The organism is Rivihabitans pingtungensis (genome assembly GCF_003201855.1).
Classification (GTDB): Bacteria; Pseudomonadota; Gammaproteobacteria; order Burkholderiales; family Aquaspirillaceae; genus Rivihabitans; species Rivihabitans pingtungensis.
This window is the reverse complement of the sequence record NZ_QJKI01000017.1, coordinates 1-14814: the sequence shown is the minus strand read 5'-3', so window position 1 is coordinate 14814 and position 14814 is coordinate 1. Positions and strand designations below refer to the sequence as shown.

The 14814-nt window shown below is 61.3% G+C and carries 12 protein-coding genes and 1 pseudogene; 10 read left to right on the top strand and 3 right to left on the bottom strand.

Features of this window, described 5'->3' with window-relative positions; genetic code table 11:
• Positions 1-164 precede the first annotated feature (164 nt).
• Entirely contained in the window at positions 165-1628 is a 1464-nt protein-coding gene (locus DFR34_RS11855; RefSeq protein ID WP_110391373.1) for a protein adenylyltransferase SelO, read from the top strand.
• Between the two features lie 19 nt (positions 1629-1647).
• On the opposite strand, the gene DFR34_RS11850 is transcribed toward DFR34_RS11855, so the two are convergent.
• The 3 genes from DFR34_RS11850 to pmbA form a co-directional block, all read right to left on the bottom strand.
• Entirely contained in the window at positions 1648-2151 is a 504-nt protein-coding gene (locus tag DFR34_RS11850) for a disulfide bond formation protein B (protein WP_110391372.1), read from the bottom strand.
• 373 nt (positions 2152-2524) lie between these two features.
• Positions 2525-3160 carry a DNA-3-methyladenine glycosylase family protein gene (locus DFR34_RS11845; RefSeq protein WP_110391371.1) on the bottom strand — a complete coding sequence of 212 codons (636 nt, stop codon included), beginning with the start codon at positions 3158-3160 and terminating at the stop codon, positions 2525-2527.
• The gene (gene pmbA / locus DFR34_RS11840; RefSeq protein ID WP_110391370.1) at positions 3157-4503 is read right to left on the bottom strand and encodes a metalloprotease PmbA; all 1347 of its coding nucleotides are present in this window, start codon (positions 4501-4503) and stop codon (positions 3157-3159) included. The genes DFR34_RS11845 and pmbA overlap by 4 nt, the downstream gene beginning before the upstream one ends.
• 102 nt (positions 4504-4605) lie before the next feature.
• Here pmbA and yjgA point away from each other — a divergent pair, with 102 nt between their 5' ends.
• From yjgA to DFR34_RS16915, 9 genes and pseudogenes are all read left to right on the top strand, one after another.
• On the top strand, positions 4606-5172 hold the full coding sequence (gene yjgA, locus DFR34_RS11835) for a ribosome biogenesis factor YjgA (protein ID WP_110391369.1): 567 nt from the start codon (positions 4606-4608) through the stop codon (positions 5170-5172).
• Between the two features lie 2 nt (positions 5173-5174).
• The gene (mog, locus tag DFR34_RS11830) at positions 5175-5759 is read left to right on the top strand and encodes a molybdopterin adenylyltransferase (RefSeq protein WP_110391368.1); all 585 of its coding nucleotides are present in this window, start codon (positions 5175-5177) and stop codon (positions 5757-5759) included.
• A gap of 19 nt (positions 5760-5778) precedes the next feature.
• On the top strand, positions 5779-6738 hold the full coding sequence (locus DFR34_RS11825) for a YheT family hydrolase (protein WP_110391420.1): 960 nt from the start codon (positions 5779-5781) through the stop codon (positions 6736-6738).
• 15 nt (positions 6739-6753) lie between these two features.
• The gene (trpC, locus tag DFR34_RS11820) at positions 6754-7548 is read left to right on the top strand and encodes an indole-3-glycerol phosphate synthase TrpC (RefSeq protein ID WP_110391367.1); all 795 of its coding nucleotides are present in this window, start codon (positions 6754-6756) and stop codon (positions 7546-7548) included.
• A gap of 62 nt (positions 7549-7610) precedes the next feature.
• Complete coding sequence (locus DFR34_RS11815) at positions 7611-8270, top strand: YiaD family glycine zipper/OmpA-like lipoprotein (protein WP_110391366.1); 660 nt, start codon at positions 7611-7613, stop codon at positions 8268-8270.
• A 329-nt stretch (positions 8271-8599) separates the two neighbouring features.
• Positions 8600-10825: an ATP-binding protein gene (locus DFR34_RS11810; RefSeq protein WP_158281806.1), complete on the top strand. Its 2226-nt coding sequence runs from the start codon at positions 8600-8602 to the stop codon at positions 10823-10825.
• On the top strand, positions 10803-11534 hold the full coding sequence (locus tag DFR34_RS11805) for a response regulator transcription factor (RefSeq protein ID WP_110391364.1): 732 nt from the start codon (positions 10803-10805) through the stop codon (positions 11532-11534). Before DFR34_RS11810 ends, DFR34_RS11805 begins: the two co-directional genes overlap by 23 nt.
• A gap of 125 nt (positions 11535-11659) precedes the next feature.
• Positions 11660-12775, top strand: a pseudogene (locus DFR34_RS11800) (IS5 family transposase).
• Positions 12776-12804: 29 nt separating this feature from the next.
• On the top strand, positions 12805-14814 hold a 2010-nt coding region (locus DFR34_RS16915), incomplete at its 3' end, for an SIR2 family protein (protein ID WP_146215133.1).

Sequence of the window (14814 nt, the reverse complement as noted above, 5' to 3'; positions counted from 1 at the left end):
CCAGTACCGTGCACACGGTACTCACTTGGCCGTCTGGCTGCCGTTATCTGCCCGGCGGACGGCCAGAATAGCCCGCCAGACCACGCCATCCCCTCACCACAGAAGGGTTTTGTGCGCGGCGCTTACTGCTATAGTAAGCCATCCCCCCACTCGCACGACCTGCCATGTCCCCGATCGAAACCGGGCTGTTCAGCCCCCGTTACGCCGCCCTGCCGCCGATTTTTTACCGTGTGGTTGCCCCGCAACCGCTGGACGCCCCGCACTGGGCGGCCATCAGCCCGGATTGCGCCCAACTGCTGGGCTTGAACCCCGCCACCGACTTTAACGACGCCAGCCTGGCCGTGCTGGCCGGCCAGCGCCCGCCCGCCGCGCATCCGGCGCTGGCCACCGCGTATTCCGGCCACCAGTTTGGCGTGTGGGCCGGCCAGTTGGGCGATGGCCGCGCGCTGCTGCTGGGCGAGCGCCAGGGCCGCGATGGCCAGCGGTATGAAGTGCAAATCAAGGGCGGCGGGCTGACGCCGTTTTCGCGCATGGGCGACGGCCGCGCCGTGCTGCGCTCGTCAATTCGTGAATTTTTGTGTTCAGAAGCCATGGCCGGGCTGGGCATTCCCACCAGCCGGGCGCTGGCGCTGGTGGCCTCGCGCACGCCGGTGCAGCGCGAAAGCTGGGAAACCGCCGCCGTGGTCACCCGCGTGGCGCCCAGCTTTGTGCGCTTTGGCATGTTTGAGCATTTTTGCCACGGCAACCGCCCGGACGCGCTGCGCCAGCTGGCCGACCATGTGATTGCCGCGCATTTTGCCCACTGCCGCGACGCGCCCCAGCCCTATCTGGCCTGGTTTACCGAGGTGATTGCCGCCAGCGCCCGGCTGGTGGCCGATTGGCAGGCGGTGGGCTTTTGCCACGGCGTGCTCAATACCGACAATATGTCTATCCTCGGCCTGACGCTGGACTACGGCCCGTTTGGCTTTCTGGATGGTTTTGACCCGGAACACATCTGCAACCACTCTGACCACCACGGCCGCTACAGCTACCGCCGTCAGCCCTATATCGTGCAATGGAATCTGCAAAGGCTGGCCGCGGCGCTGTGGCCGCTGATCCGCGAGCCCGAGTTGCTGGCGGCGCTGGAAGGCTATCAGGCAGAGTACGAAACCGCGCTGGCCGAGCGCATGTGCGCCAAGCTGGGCCTGCTGGCCTGGCGCGACAGCGACTGGGGCTTATTGACCGATTTGCTGGATGTCATGGCCGAGGCGCGTGCGGATTACACGCTGACCTGGCGGCGCTTGTGCGCGGTGCGCGCCGATGGCGGCGACCCGCTGGGCGCGCGCGATTTGTTTATCGACCGCGCCGCGTTCGATGCCTGGCGCGCTCGCTACACCGCGCGGCTGCGCGAGGACGGCCAGGACGACGACGTCCGCGCCAGCGCCATGCGCGCGGTGAATCCAGCCTATGTGCTGCGCAATCACCTGGCCGAGCAGGCCATTCAGGCCGCGCAGCAGGGCGATTATCAACCGATTGAGCGGCTGCGCGCCGCTCTGGCCGACCCCTACCGCGAACACCCCGCCAACGCGGACCTGGCCGCGCTGCCGCCGCACTGGGCGCAGACGCTTAGCGTGAGTTGCTCCAGCTAGCGGCTCTTAACGTGATGCCTCAGGCGCGGCGGCGCAATAACCACAGCGCCAGCAGCGCCATGGCCACAAAGCTGGCCAGCGACCACACCGGCATCGGCTGGCCCAGCAAGCGCCAGTTGATTTCCGCGCATTCGCCGCTGCCGCGAAACACCTTGGCCAGCATATCGGTAAACGGCATGGTTTCCAGCATGTAGTCCAGGCCGGGGCCGCAGGCGGGGATTTTGTCGGCCGGGGTGAACAACTGCAATTTGACATGCCAGGCCGCCACACCCGCGCCGCCCAGCGCCGCCAGCAAGGTCAGCCCGGCAAACCCGGCTTGGCCAGCCCGGTACACCGGGTTGCGCCAGGCAGCCAGCAAGGCCACCAGGCCGACGGCGATCACCGCCACGCGCTGGAAGATGCACAGCGGGCACGGCTCCAGCCCCAAGCCATGCTGGGCGTAAAGTGCAAACGCCATCGCGGCGACACAGACGACAAACAGGGCCAGATAGACCCGACGCTGCGAGGGCAAACGGTAATGCATCACGATCGAGAATTCCTTGCTATCGGGTGTTGCCCACCCAGAGACGGCGACAACGCCGCGTGTGATTCGGATTTTTTCCGGGATTCTACCCATAAGCGCGGCTTAAGCGACATGCGCGATGGCGAATCTTTGCCATCACACATATCTGGCCGCCTGGATTGGGAGTGAAATCCGTCTCCCTGGGTTCCCGTGTGATGCGTGATCACGCACGCTGGGAGGATGATTATGCAAAGAAACAAAGACGAAGTCATCGCCCTTTTCTGGCCACAGACGGTCGCTGTGGTGGCTTGGCCCAGCTTGCACAACTCAGTACTGCGGTGTGTGCGGACACGGCAAGGCCGCGCAACAACGTCAGGCGGACCCCACGCACCGCTTAATACAACACCGTCTCCGGGTCCAGGCTGCGCCACAAATACCAGGTGGCCACCGTGCGCCACGGCGCAAAGCGCTGGCCAAAGGCGCGCAGGGCTTTTGGCGTGGGAGTATCGCCGGCCAGGTAATGGCGGCTGACTGCGCGTTGCAGGCCGATGTCGTCCACCGGCCAGACATCGGCGCGCAATTGGTTGAAAATCAAAAACATCTCGGCCGTCCAGCGGCCGATGCCGCGCACAGCGACCAGCTCGGCAATCAGGGTTTCGTCGTCCAGCGCCTGAAAGCGTGCCGGGTCGATGCGCCCTTCGGCAAAATGCCGGGCCAGGTCGTGGGCGTATTCCACTTTGCGCGCCGACAGCCCCACCGCGCGTAGCGCGTCCGGCGCGTGGGCCAGCAGCGCCTCGGGCGACAGCTGCGGCACGACGGCCAGCAGCCGCGCCCACACTGCATCGGCGGCGCGGGTGGAAATCTGCTGGCCGACAATCGCCCGCACCAGGGTGACAAACGGCTCGCCGCGCGAGCTCAGCTGCGCCTCGGGATAACGGGCGATCAGCTGCGCCATCACCGGGTCGGCCGCCAGCGCGGCGCAGGCGTCGCGCCAGTAGGCCGGCTGACCCGGCGCGTCGGCCGGGATCATTCGCCGGCCACCGTCATGCGCGACAGCAGGATGGAGCCGCAGCGGGTGGCGCCGCGCACCAGCTGGTCGCTGCCGATGGCGATGATGTCGCGGAACATGTCCTTGAGGTTGCCGGCGATGGTGATTTCTTCCACCGGGTAGGCCAGCACGCCGTTTTCCACCCAAAAGCCCGCCGCGCCGCGCGAGTAATCGCCAGTGACGGTGTTCACGCCGTGCCCCAGCAGCTCGGTGACCAGCAAACCCGTGCCCAATTTTTGCAGCAGGGCGGCAAAGTCTTCGCCGCTGTCGCGCACCAGCAGGTTGTGACAGCCGCCAGCATGGCCGGTGCTGGCCATGCCCAGCTTGCGCGCCGAGTAGGACGACAGGAAATACCCCTGCGCCACGCCATCGGCCACCAGGGTGCGCGCGCAGGTGGCCACGCCTTCGTTGTCAAACGCGCCCGAGGCGATGCCGCGCGGGATGAACGGGTCTTCGTCGATGTGCACCAGCGGCGAAAACACCTGCTGGCCGAGCGAATCCACCAAAAAGCTCATTTTGCGGTACAGCGCGCCGCCGCTGACTGCCGAGACAAAATGGCCAATCAGCCCGGCGGCCAGCGGCGCTTCGAACAGCACCGGATACTGGCCGGTTTTCACCCGGCGCGCGCCCAGGCGGCGCACCGCGCGCTCGCCGGCCACCCGGCCCACTTCGGCGGCGCTGAGCAAATCTTGCGGGTGGCGGGCGCTGCTATACCAGTAGTCGCGCTGCATATCGCCATCCTGCTGGGCGATCAGCGTGGTGGACAGGCTGTGGCGGCTGCCTTGCTGGCCGTGGCAAAAGCCGTGGCTGTTGGCGTAGACAAACTGGCTGAGGTTGGTGTTGACGCTGGCGCCTTCGGAGTTGTTCACCCGCGCGTCCACCGCCTGGCCGGCCGCCTCGGTGGCGCGCGCCAGCTCGATGGCGTCTTCGACGGACAGTGACCACGGATGACACAGCGACAAATCCGGGAATTCGGTCGCCAGCCGATCCGGGTCGGCCAGGCCGGCAAACGGGTCGGCAGCGGTGAAGCGGGCGATATTGATGGCGGCTTTCACCGTGTCTTCCAGCGCGGCGGCAGAAAAATCCGAGCTGCTGGCGTGGCCCTTGCTCTGGCCCAGATACACGGTGACGCCCACGCCTTTGTCGCCGGTGTATTCGATGGTTTCCACTTCACCCAGCCGCACCGACACGGCCTGGCCGACGCCTTCGGACACTTCCGCCTCGGCAGCGGTGGCGCCATGGCGGCGGGCCAGATCCAGCACCTGGGTGGCAAGGTCGGCGAGTTGGGCTTGGCAGTAATTCAAGGAGCTGGCGGATTCGGTCATGGTCACAGTCACAATGAAATGAAAAACACCCGCAAGCGCGTCAGCCGCAAGAGCGGGCAGGCTTCCTGTATCATACCAGTCTTAGTTTTTTCCCCAAGCGCCATGACCACTTCGATCCAACCCCAACAGCCAGAAGACACGCTGATCAGCAAGTCGCAAAAAAAGCGCGAGATGGACGCCCTGCAAGACCTGGGCAAAACCCTCGCCGGCTTATCCACCGACACGCTGAAAACCATGCCCATCCCGGACGAGCTGCGTGAAGCCATCCGCGAATACAAGCGCCTGAACGCGCACGGCGCACTGCGCCGGCAACTGCAATACATCGGCAAGCTGATGCGCAGCGTGGACGCCGAGCCGATCGAGGCCCGGCTGGCGGTGCTGCGCGGCGAATCCGACCAACACACCGGCTGGCTGCACCGGCTGGAGCGCTGGCGCGACCGCCTGCTGGCGGAAGACAAAGCCCTGGACGCGCTGCTGGCCGAACACCCCGGCCTGGACGTGCAAACCCTGCGCACCCATATCCGCAACGCCCGCCGCGAACAGGCCGACAACAAGCCGCCCAAATCTTACCGGGTGATTTTCAAAATGCTCAAAGACATCATCCCCGAGCCGGGCCGCCCTGCCGGCGCGCCGGCCGCTCAGACGGATGAGGACGCGCACGAGGACTGAGCATGAACCAGACACTCAAAATCGGCCTGGTGTCGATCAGCGACCGCGCCAGCCAGGGCGTGTACGAAGACAAAGGCCTGCCGGCGCTGCGCGACTGGCTCAAGCGCACGGTGACCACGCCGCTGGAGTTTGAAGCCCGCCTGATTGCCGACGAGCAGGACGAGATCGAATCCACCCTGATTGACCTGGTGGACTACCAAGGCTGCCAACTGGTGCTGACCACGGGCGGCACCGGCCCGGCGCCGCGCGATGTCACCCCGGAAGCCACCCTGGCGGTGGCCGACCGGGTGATGCCCGGTTTTGGCGAGCAAATGCGCCAAATCAGCCTGGCCTTTGTGCCGACGGCGATTTTGTCGCGCCAGGTGGGGGTGATCCGCAAACAGGCGCTGATTCTGAACCTGCCCGGCCAGCCCAAGGCGATTGCCGAAACGCTGGAAGGCCTGCGCGACGCTGACGGCCAGGTGAAAGTGCCCGGCATTTTTGCCGCCGTGCCCTACTGCCTGGATTTGATCGGCGCGCCGTGGATCGACACCGACCCGGCGGTGGTGAAAGCCTTCCGCCCGAAATCCGCCCAGCGCCCGGCCTGAGGCCACGGTGAGCGCCACGCTGCACCCGTCCGCCTACCGCGCGCCGGCCTGGCTGCCCGACGGCCACAGCCAGACCATCTACCCGGCGCTGTGCCTGGGCGGCGCGCGGCCGGCCTACCAGCGCGAGCGCTGGGCCACGCCGGATGGCGGCGAAATCACCGTGGACCGCCTGCCCGGCCGCCAGGGCATGCCGCTGCTGTGGCTGCTGCACGGCCTGGAAGGCGGCAGCGACAGCCATTACGCCCGCGCGCTGATGCGCGCCGCACAGGCGCGCGGCTGGCATGGCGTGGTCAGCCATTTTCGCGGCTGCGGCGGCGCGGTGAACACCCTGCCGCGCGCCTACCACGCGGGAGATTCCGCCGAAGTGGCCTGGCTGCTGGCGCGGCTGGCCAGCGAAGGCCGGCCCGTGTGCGCGGTGGGGGTGTCGCTGGGCGGCAATATGCTGCTCAAGCACCTGGGCGAGGCTGGCGCCAGCGCGCCGCTGTGCGCAGCGGCGGCGGTGTCCGCCCCGCTGGATTTGGCCGCCGCCGGCCGCATGCTGGAGCGCGGCCTGGCGCGCCAGCTGTACACCCGCATGTTTTTGCGCACGCTCAAGCCGGCCAGCCTGGCCACTGCGCGCCGGCATCCCGGCCTGATTGACGTGCGCCGCGCGCAGGCCAGCCGCACGCTGCGCGAGTTTGACGACGCCGTCACCGCGCCGCTGCACGGCTTTGCCGGCGTAGAAGATTATTGGGCGCGCGCCTCGGCCAAGCCCTGGCTGCGCCAGATTGCCCGGCCCACCCTGGTGCTCAACGCCCGCAACGACCCGTTTTTGCCGGCCACAGCGCTGCCCGGCCCCGACCAAGCCAGCGCGGCGGTCACGCTGGAATTCCCCGCCGAAGGCGGCCATGTCGGCTTTGCCAGCGGCGGCTTTCCCGGCCGGCTGGACTGGCTGCCGCAGCGCCTGCTGGATTTTTTTGCCCCCCATGTTCCGCACTGACTGGATGCTTTGCTCATGTCCGATATTCTGAACACCATCATCGCCACCAAACACCGCGAAGTGGCCGCCCAGCAAGCGCTCACCCCGCTGGCGGAACTGGCCGCCGCCGCGCGCGACGCCGCGCCCAGCCGCGATTTTGTGGGCGCCATCCGCGCCAAGCTGGCCGCCGGCCTGCCGGCGGTGATTGCCGAAGTGAAAAAAGCCAGCCCGAGCAAGGGCGTGATTCGCGCTGACTTCGACCCGGCCGCCATCGCCGCCAGCTACGCCGCCCACGGCGCCGCCTGCCTGTCGGTGCTGACCGACCGCGATTACTTTCAGGGCTGCCCGGCCTATCTGCAAGCCGCCCGCGCCGCCTGCGCGCTGCCGGTGCTGCGCAAGGATTTTATTGTTGACCCGTATCAGATCGTCGAAGCCCGCGCCATGGGCGCCGATTGCATTCTGCTGATCGCCGCTGCCTTAAGCGCAGCGCAAATGCGTGAGTTTGAGCAACAGGCCCAAGAACTTGGCCTGGCGGTCTTGGTGGAAGTGCACAATGCTGAAGAACTGGACGCCGCCTTGACCCTGGCCACCCCGCTGATTGGGGTGAACAACCGCAATCTGCGCACCTTCAGCGTCAGCCTGGACACCACGCTGGACCTGCTGCCGGCCATTGGCGCCGAGCGCATCGCCGTTACCGAAAGCGGCATCGCCACGGCCGAGGACGTGGCCCGCATGCGCGCCAATCAGGTCAATACCTTTTTGGTGGGCGAGGCCTTTATGCGCCAGGCTGACCCCGGCGCGGCGCTCAGCGCGCTGTTTGGCCCGATCTGACGCGCTTTCACCAGCTTACTGAATTTGCCGGCCCTGGCGCCGGCCCACATGGAGACACCACCATGAAAAAAACCCTGCTGGCCGGACTGGCCATCACCCTGGCTGTCAGCGGCTGCGCCAACACCGGCTGGGACGGCATGAGCAATACGCAAAAGGGCGCCATCTTGGGCACCCTGGGCGGCGCGGCCGCTGGCGCGGCGATCAACCACAAAAACCGTGGCAAGGGCGCGCTGATCGGCGCCGTGGGCGGCGCGCTGGCCGGCTCGGCTGTCGGCTACTACATGGATCAGCAAAAGCGTGATCTGGATACCAACCTGGCCAGCGAAGTGCAGGCCGGCAATATCATCATCCAGCAATACAGCGACAAGTCGATCAAGGTCACCATGACCTCGACCACCGCGTTTGACACCAACAGCTACAGCATCAAGTCCGGCTTTTATCCGACGCTGAACAAGATTGCCAACACGCTGACCAAATACCCGAAAACCACCCTGGCGATTTCTGGCCACACCGACAATCAGGGCAGCGACGCCATCAACAAGCCGCTGTCAGAAAACCGCGCCATGGCGGTGTCCAATTATCTGGCTGGCAAGGGCGTGATTCCGGAGCGCATGAGCGTGGTGGGTCGTGGCCGCTTTGAGCCGCGCGCCAGCAATATGACCGAAGAAGGTCGCCGGCTGAATCGTCGGGTGGAAATTCTGATTGCGCCGATTACCGAATAATCCCTAAGGCATTTCTGTCCAGTAAACCGGGTGACGACAGCATGAAAGCATCCAGCTGTGTCGTGCCCGGTGTGCCTGTCCACATTCTGCGTGGGCATTGCTGACACCTATCTTGCACATTTGTCCGCCCTCGGGAAACTTCATGCCCATGTTGGTGGATTCCCCCTTGTGGCATGGCCGCAGACATGCCAACATACTGAAGTGATCCACTCAGCACCAGCAAGGCTTTCGCCTGGCTGGCATGCTGTTGGCCTGACCGGGCGGTACAGCCCGGCAAACTCCTTTCTGATGAATGCGCTGACCGGATGAAACCCCTTGCTGGCCCACATATGGCAACCCGCGCAATCAGCCCTTGGCGGCTGGGCGTGGTGCTGTGGTGCGTCGGTTTCATCATCATGACCTTGTACTGGCTGAACAGCGAGTACACCCGCCAGCATGCCTTGTTCCGCCAGCGTGCCAGCGCCTATGCGCAAACCGTGTCGCAGCGCATGGAACAAAACGAGTCGGTGATGCTGTCGCTGGAGCTCTTGATGCGCACCCAGTCACAACTGGGCATGCAGGACGTGCAGCGCTTTACCCAGCAGTTGATGCAGCGCTATCCGCATATTTACAGCATCCAGTTTTTTGAAGAGGTTTCGCGCGAGCAGGCCCCGGCCTTCGTTCAGCGCATGAAGCAACGCGGGCTTTTTGATTTTCAGCTCAAAGAGCCGGCAACTGACCAGCCGCAAGGATGGCGGCCAGTGCGTCCGCGCAGCCTCTACCATCCCATCGTGATGATCGAACCCCAGCAGGATGGCCAGAACAGCCAGTTGGGCATGGACATCAATGCCGATGGCCAGCACAGCGAAACCCTGCGCGCCGCCGAGCAATTTGGTCACATGGAATCCACCGCGCCATTTGCCCTGCCCGACAATGGCCGTGGTTATTTGCTGGTCAAGGCCGTGCAACAGCATGGCACACGCGGTGGTGAACCGCGCCAGGCTTTTGTCGGCATCCTGTTGCGCCACGACCGGCTGCTGGCAGATATTCCGCTGGCCAATAGCCACGCCCACGACATCAGCGTGGTGTTTTACCCACGGGTGGATCGGGCTTTTGACAATATGTTTTTCCGCGCGCCGATGACGCCCGCTCCGGCCTGGGAAAGCACCTGGCTGCCGCGCTTTCACTTCGAACAACCCGTCAGCAGCACCGCCCAGCCGTTTTTGATCAAGCTGGATTATCAACTGCGCGGCGGCGACCTCAACCTGCAGCCGCTGGTCTATCTGGGCCTGACTCTGGGCATGGCGGTGGGCTTTGCCATGGTGATGCTCAGCCAGCGCCGCCGCTCGCGCCAGCAAGGCATGGAAGCCAACGAATCGCTGCAACGCGAACGCGAAATGGCCGCCATGACCTTGCAGCATATCCACGACGGCGTGATCCGCATCGACAGCGCCGGGCGCATCGACTATCTCAACCCGATGGCTGCCACGCTGCTGCAAACACCTCCCGAGCAAGTGATTGGCCAGTCGGTGTTTGCCGTATTTCGTCTGCATTTTGAAATGTCGCAACATATGCAGGACAACCCGGTCAACGAAAGCCTGAAATTCCGCCGCCCGGTCGAACTGCCGGAAAACACCTCCTTGCTGCGCAAGGACGGGCAAAGCCTGTTGATCGAGGGCAATATCTCGCCGCTGCCCTCACGCCAGCACCTGCACGCCGGCGCGCTGATCACCTTTCGCTATCTGGGCAGTGCCCACAATAAAATTCGCGACCGGCTCACCACCAGCCAGAAGCGCCTGCGCGAGCACGAAGAAAAACTGGCGCATGTGGCCCGGCTCAACACCATGGGTGAAATGGCCTCCGGCATTGCCCACGAGCTCAACCAGCCGCTGTCGGCCATCGTCAGCTACAACCAGGCCTGCCTGCGTATGCTGGACGACGACTATCCCGATCTGGAGCTGATCCGCAGCGCCATGCACAGCACCGCCAACCAGGCACATCGGGCAGGCGAAATCATCACCCGGCTGCGTGCGTTTGTCTCCAAACAGCCGGCCCGGCGCGAAGCCATCAGCCTGAATCAGATCGTGCGCAACACGCTGATGCTGGCCGAGCACGCCTTGCGCGAACATGGCATTGAAATCCTGCTCAATCTCAAGGAAGACCTGCCGCCAGTGGAAGGCGACAGCATCCAGATCGAGCAAGTCACCCTCAACCTGCTGACCAATGCCATCGACGCGCTCAGGCACAAGCCACAACCACGGCAAATCCGCCTGGAAACCGGCGCCACTGCCGAACTGGCCTGCCTGAAAGTGGTGGACAATGGCCCGGGCATTCCCGACACCATGCTCAGCAAACTGTTTACCCCGTTCAGCACCACCAAGCCACATGGCATGGGTTTGGGGCTGACCATCTGCCAGTCGATCATCGAATCGCATCAAGGCCATATCTCCGGGCGCAACCAGCCCGAAGGCGGCGGCAGTTTCCGCATTACCTTGCCGCTGCAAAACGCGCAGCCAAGCTCGGCTGCTCTGTGTGAAAAGGAACCTTTGTCTCATGACGCCAACGCCCAACTTTGACCCGATTGTGTATGTGGTTGACGACGATCCGGCCGTGCTGGATTCGGTCAGCCTGCTGATCCGCAGCGCCGGCCTGAAAGTGATGGCCTTCCCGTCCGCGCTGGAGTTTCTGGCCGCGTTCATCCCCAACCAGATCGCCTGCCTGGTGCTGGACATCCGCATGCCTGGCACCACCGGCCTGGAACTGCAAGCCGAACTCGAAGGCGCCGGCGTGGCCTTGCCCATCATCTTCATCACCGGCCACGGCGACGTGGCGCAGTGCACCCGCGCCTTCAAGGCCGGCGCCAGTGATTTCATCACCAAGCCGATCGACGGCGAACTGCTGATGGAGGCCGTGCGCAAGGCGCTGCGCCACTGCATCCAGACCCACGAAAAAACCGCACGTACCCAAGAAGCCGAAATGCGCCTGGCCCGCCTGTCCAGCCGCGAGCTGGAAGTGCTGCAACTGGTCACCGAAGGCCTGTCCAGCAAAGAAATCGGCAGCCGCCTGGGCCTGTCGCCACGCACCATCGAAGCCCACCGCGCCAGCATGTTCGACAAACTGGAAGTCGGCACCCTGGCCGAACTGATCAAACTGTTTGTCTATGCCGTGGAAGCAGGCAAGGCCGAAGGCATGACCATCTCCCCGCTGCGCACCAGCGAAGCGCCAGGCGATGCCGGCACCGCGGACAGCACCGCCCCCGCCAGCAGCGACGATACTGTCGCCTGAGTTGGGGGGGGCGGATAAGACAAACGACCTGTTGCCCGGTGGGGTGACGGATACTCTGTTTTATCATTTAGAGGGTGTCTACAAAGCATGTAAATTTGCTCCTAACGACGAAGAGAGCAAGTCACATGGTCAAAATAGGGCGCCCAGCAAAAATTCAGGCAGACGACGCCACGCAGCTTGTGGCCATCGTCGAATCAGACCGCACCGCCACGCTGAGTGAAGTCCGCCACGAGTTCAAGCGGCGCACCGGCATTGATGTGCATGAGCAGACCATCGTTAAAACCTTGCGCAAGCTCGGCATTCAGCGCGTGCCCAGCGAGCAGGCCGTTTGCGTCGAGCGCAAACTCAACGCGCGTCGCTACGGCTATACCAAGGCGCATCGACGGCAGGAACCGGAGCAAGACTACTCCAGTTGCCTGACCGCCGCCGAGTGGGCGTTGGTGCGTGATCTGTTTGAAAACCCCGGTGGGCGTGGCCTGCCGCCCACCATCAGCCGCCGCAAGCTGGTGGACGCCTGCTGCTACGTGGTGCGCACCGGATGCTCATAGCGGATGCTGCCGTCGGACTTTCCACGCTGGCAGAACGTCTACCGCACCTTTCGGCGCTGGAGCGAGCAAGGCAAATTCGAACAGATGCATGATCGCTTGCGCGCGCTATGGCGAGAACGCGTCAAGCGCAACGATGAACCGACCGCCGCCGTGCTGGACTCGCAATCCACGCGCAGCTCACCACAGGGCGGAGACACTGGCTTTGATGCGGGCAAGAAAGTCAAAGGACGCAAGCGCCATCTGGTTGTGGACACCCTGGGCCTGCTGCTGGCGGTGAGCGTGACCGCCGCCAGTGTGCAGGATCGTGATGGCGCATCTCCGGTGGTGAGCAAGATGGTGGCTAAGTATTCGACGATTAAGACTTTATTCGTAGATTCCGCTTATGCGGGGAAATGTGCACAACTGATCTCGCACTGCCATAACATCCGGGCACAGGTGGTGCGTCATCCGGCAAATCGCAACGTTGGACGCTGGGTAAACGACAAGCAAGCGGACCTGTTCACCGTTGAGGCGGACGCGCAGGGGTTTGTCGTACAGCCCAAGCGCTGGGTGGTGGAACACAGCCATGCCTGGATCGAGCGGTCGCGTCGTTTGATCATGCATCACGATCGACTGTCGCAGATTGCCGAGACATGGGTGTGGCTGGCTGGTGCGCGCTTGTTGCTTTGCCGTTTGACCACTGAGTTTTTGTAAAAATCTTCTAAGAAATAGAGCTTAAAATAATGAGTGAAAAAATACTATATGAATGGACCGAGGCCGGTTTACTAGAGGAGATGCAACAATTGCATCAATATCGGACAGACAGGAGACTGGCATTTATTTTAGGAGCAGGGGCTTCGGTCAGCTCAAAAATTCCCGCAGGTGGTTACTTGGCGGAAAAATGGCTGAAAGAATCTTATAGACGCGAACAATACAATATCACGTGCAGCCTAGAGGAGTGGGCCCGCATTACTTTCGGCAACCATGATTTTACTTTGGAGGATGCTGCAAACTACTACCCAAAGATTTTTGACCTGCGTTTTAGAGATCACGCTTCAGGTTTTGCAGCATTAGAAGAAGCCATGCGAGATGCCAAACCCAACATCGGCTATTCCGTCCTAGCGAAAATCTTGGATAAAACTCGACACAACGTAGTGGTCACCACCAATTTTGACAACCTGGTAGCCGATGCCATGGCAATTCATGCACAGCGTCAGCCATTGATTGTTGGCCACGAAACTTTGGCCCATTTTGCCCGGCCGCCGCTGTCTCGTGCATTGGTAGCAAAAATTCACCGTGACCTATATTTACAGCCCAAAAACGATACTCAAAGTGTCAACGCTATGGATCTAGGGTGGAAAAATAGCCTTACCCAGCTATTTCAGCACTATACCCCTCTCGTGCTTGGTTATGGGGGAAATGATAATGGATTAATAGATTTCTTGAAATCAGCAGATCAAATTAATGGTACAGTATATTGGTGCTATCACCGGGCAAGTGAAAAACCTAAAAACAGAGATATTTACGATGTAATCAGTAAGCACAAAGGGGTTTTTGTTGCTATTGAATCATTCGACGATTTTATGATAAAGCTTGGTCAAGCGTTAATGCCTGAGCACATAAGCATCCGCAGGTTAATACAAGATATCGACGAGCGTGCAAAAGACCAAAAAGAACGCTATCAAAATAGCTGGGCTGACTTGGGGTACGGTATAGCCGACCAAGGCATAAAGCCACAACCCCATGAAGACAACAATGCAGTCTCTTTGGAAAAGCAAGTAAAGCTAAATAAGAACCCCATAAAAAACCCAAAAATTGAATTAAATAAAACTCATGGCATCGAGCAAGATTGGGGAGATGTTGTCCAAAAAATCAGATCCGAGCCTGATATCACTACTCAACTTGAACAGTATCTAACAGCGTTAAAACGATTCAATCAAAAAGGGTTCGTACTCTATTTTATGCAGGACCTGGACTCATGCGCACTTCCAGACAATGAAAAGGAAAAGTACTATAGGCGAGCACATAGTTTACTATCTGCTAATAGTGTACTGTTGATGCGCTTTGCTAAATTCTTAAGTCAACACTCGGCGCGCCATGATGAAGCCGAAGTTTTATACAAACAAGCAGCTGAACAAGATAACACGCTAGACTCACTCACAGAAATTGCCGAGTTTTTAGATTTTAGTAGAAAGAAATATGATCAAGCAGAGTCTTATTATCGGCGCTGTTTAGAAAATCACCCTGACTCTAGTGCTGCCCATATTAACCTTGCTGGCTTTATGACTTACCGGCGAAATAATCTCGACTATGCTTCAGAGTTATACGCTCAAGCACTCAAGCTAAAAGAAGGTGAAAAGAACCATGGAGAGTATGCCAGCTTCAAGTACCAATGCAAAAATTACGGAGTGGCAAAATACCATTTTGGTATAGCTTTGGAGGGTAAAGCCGTACATGTTGAAACACTGGTGAACTATGCCTGTATGCTGCTTACTCAAAAAAAAGAAGAGTCAGCACAAGAGGCGTATGAAAAACTGATGGCTGCTCTGGAACGTCATGTTCAAGCCTCCTCTCGCAATTATACGCAATCGCTTGCAGAGACATATTTTTATCTGGCGATATGCCATGAGCTCAAAAAAATAAAAGCACAAACTTACCTAGAGCCTGTTCTGAACTATCCCATAGCGGTAAAATCCAAGCCCCATGGAAAACCGCAAACCTTACCCATCCGATGTCAGCGACGAAGAATGGGC

What these genes read in the sequence shown, in the direction of transcription:
- DFR34_RS11805 (WP_110391364.1), top strand. Translation starts at nt 10,803, where the DNA reads ATGACGCCAACGCCCAACTTTGACCCGATTGTGTATGTGGTTGACGAC.
- mog (WP_110391368.1), top strand. Translation starts at nt 5,175, where the DNA reads ATGAACCAGACACTCAAAATCGGCCTGGTGTCGATCAGCGACCGCGCC.
- DFR34_RS11855 (WP_110391373.1), top strand. Translation starts at nt 165, where the DNA reads ATGTCCCCGATCGAAACCGGGCTGTTCAGCCCCCGTTACGCCGCCCTG.
- DFR34_RS11845 (WP_110391371.1), bottom strand. Translation starts at nt 3,160, where the DNA reads ATGATCCCGGCCGACGCGCCGGGTCAGCCGGCCTACTGGCGCGACGCC.
- yjgA (WP_110391369.1), top strand. Translation starts at nt 4,606, where the DNA reads ATGACCACTTCGATCCAACCCCAACAGCCAGAAGACACGCTGATCAGC.
- trpC (WP_110391367.1), top strand. Translation starts at nt 6,754, where the DNA reads ATGTCCGATATTCTGAACACCATCATCGCCACCAAACACCGCGAAGTG.
- DFR34_RS11850 (WP_110391372.1), bottom strand. Translation starts at nt 2,151, where the DNA reads ATGCATTACCGTTTGCCCTCGCAGCGTCGGGTCTATCTGGCCCTGTTT.
- pmbA (WP_110391370.1), bottom strand. Translation starts at nt 4,503, where the DNA reads ATGACCGAATCCGCCAGCTCCTTGAATTACTGCCAAGCCCAACTCGCC.
- DFR34_RS11810 (WP_158281806.1), top strand. Translation starts at nt 8,600, where the DNA reads ATGGCAACCCGCGCAATCAGCCCTTGGCGGCTGGGCGTGGTGCTGTGG.
- DFR34_RS11815 (WP_110391366.1), top strand. Translation starts at nt 7,611, where the DNA reads ATGAAAAAAACCCTGCTGGCCGGACTGGCCATCACCCTGGCTGTCAGC.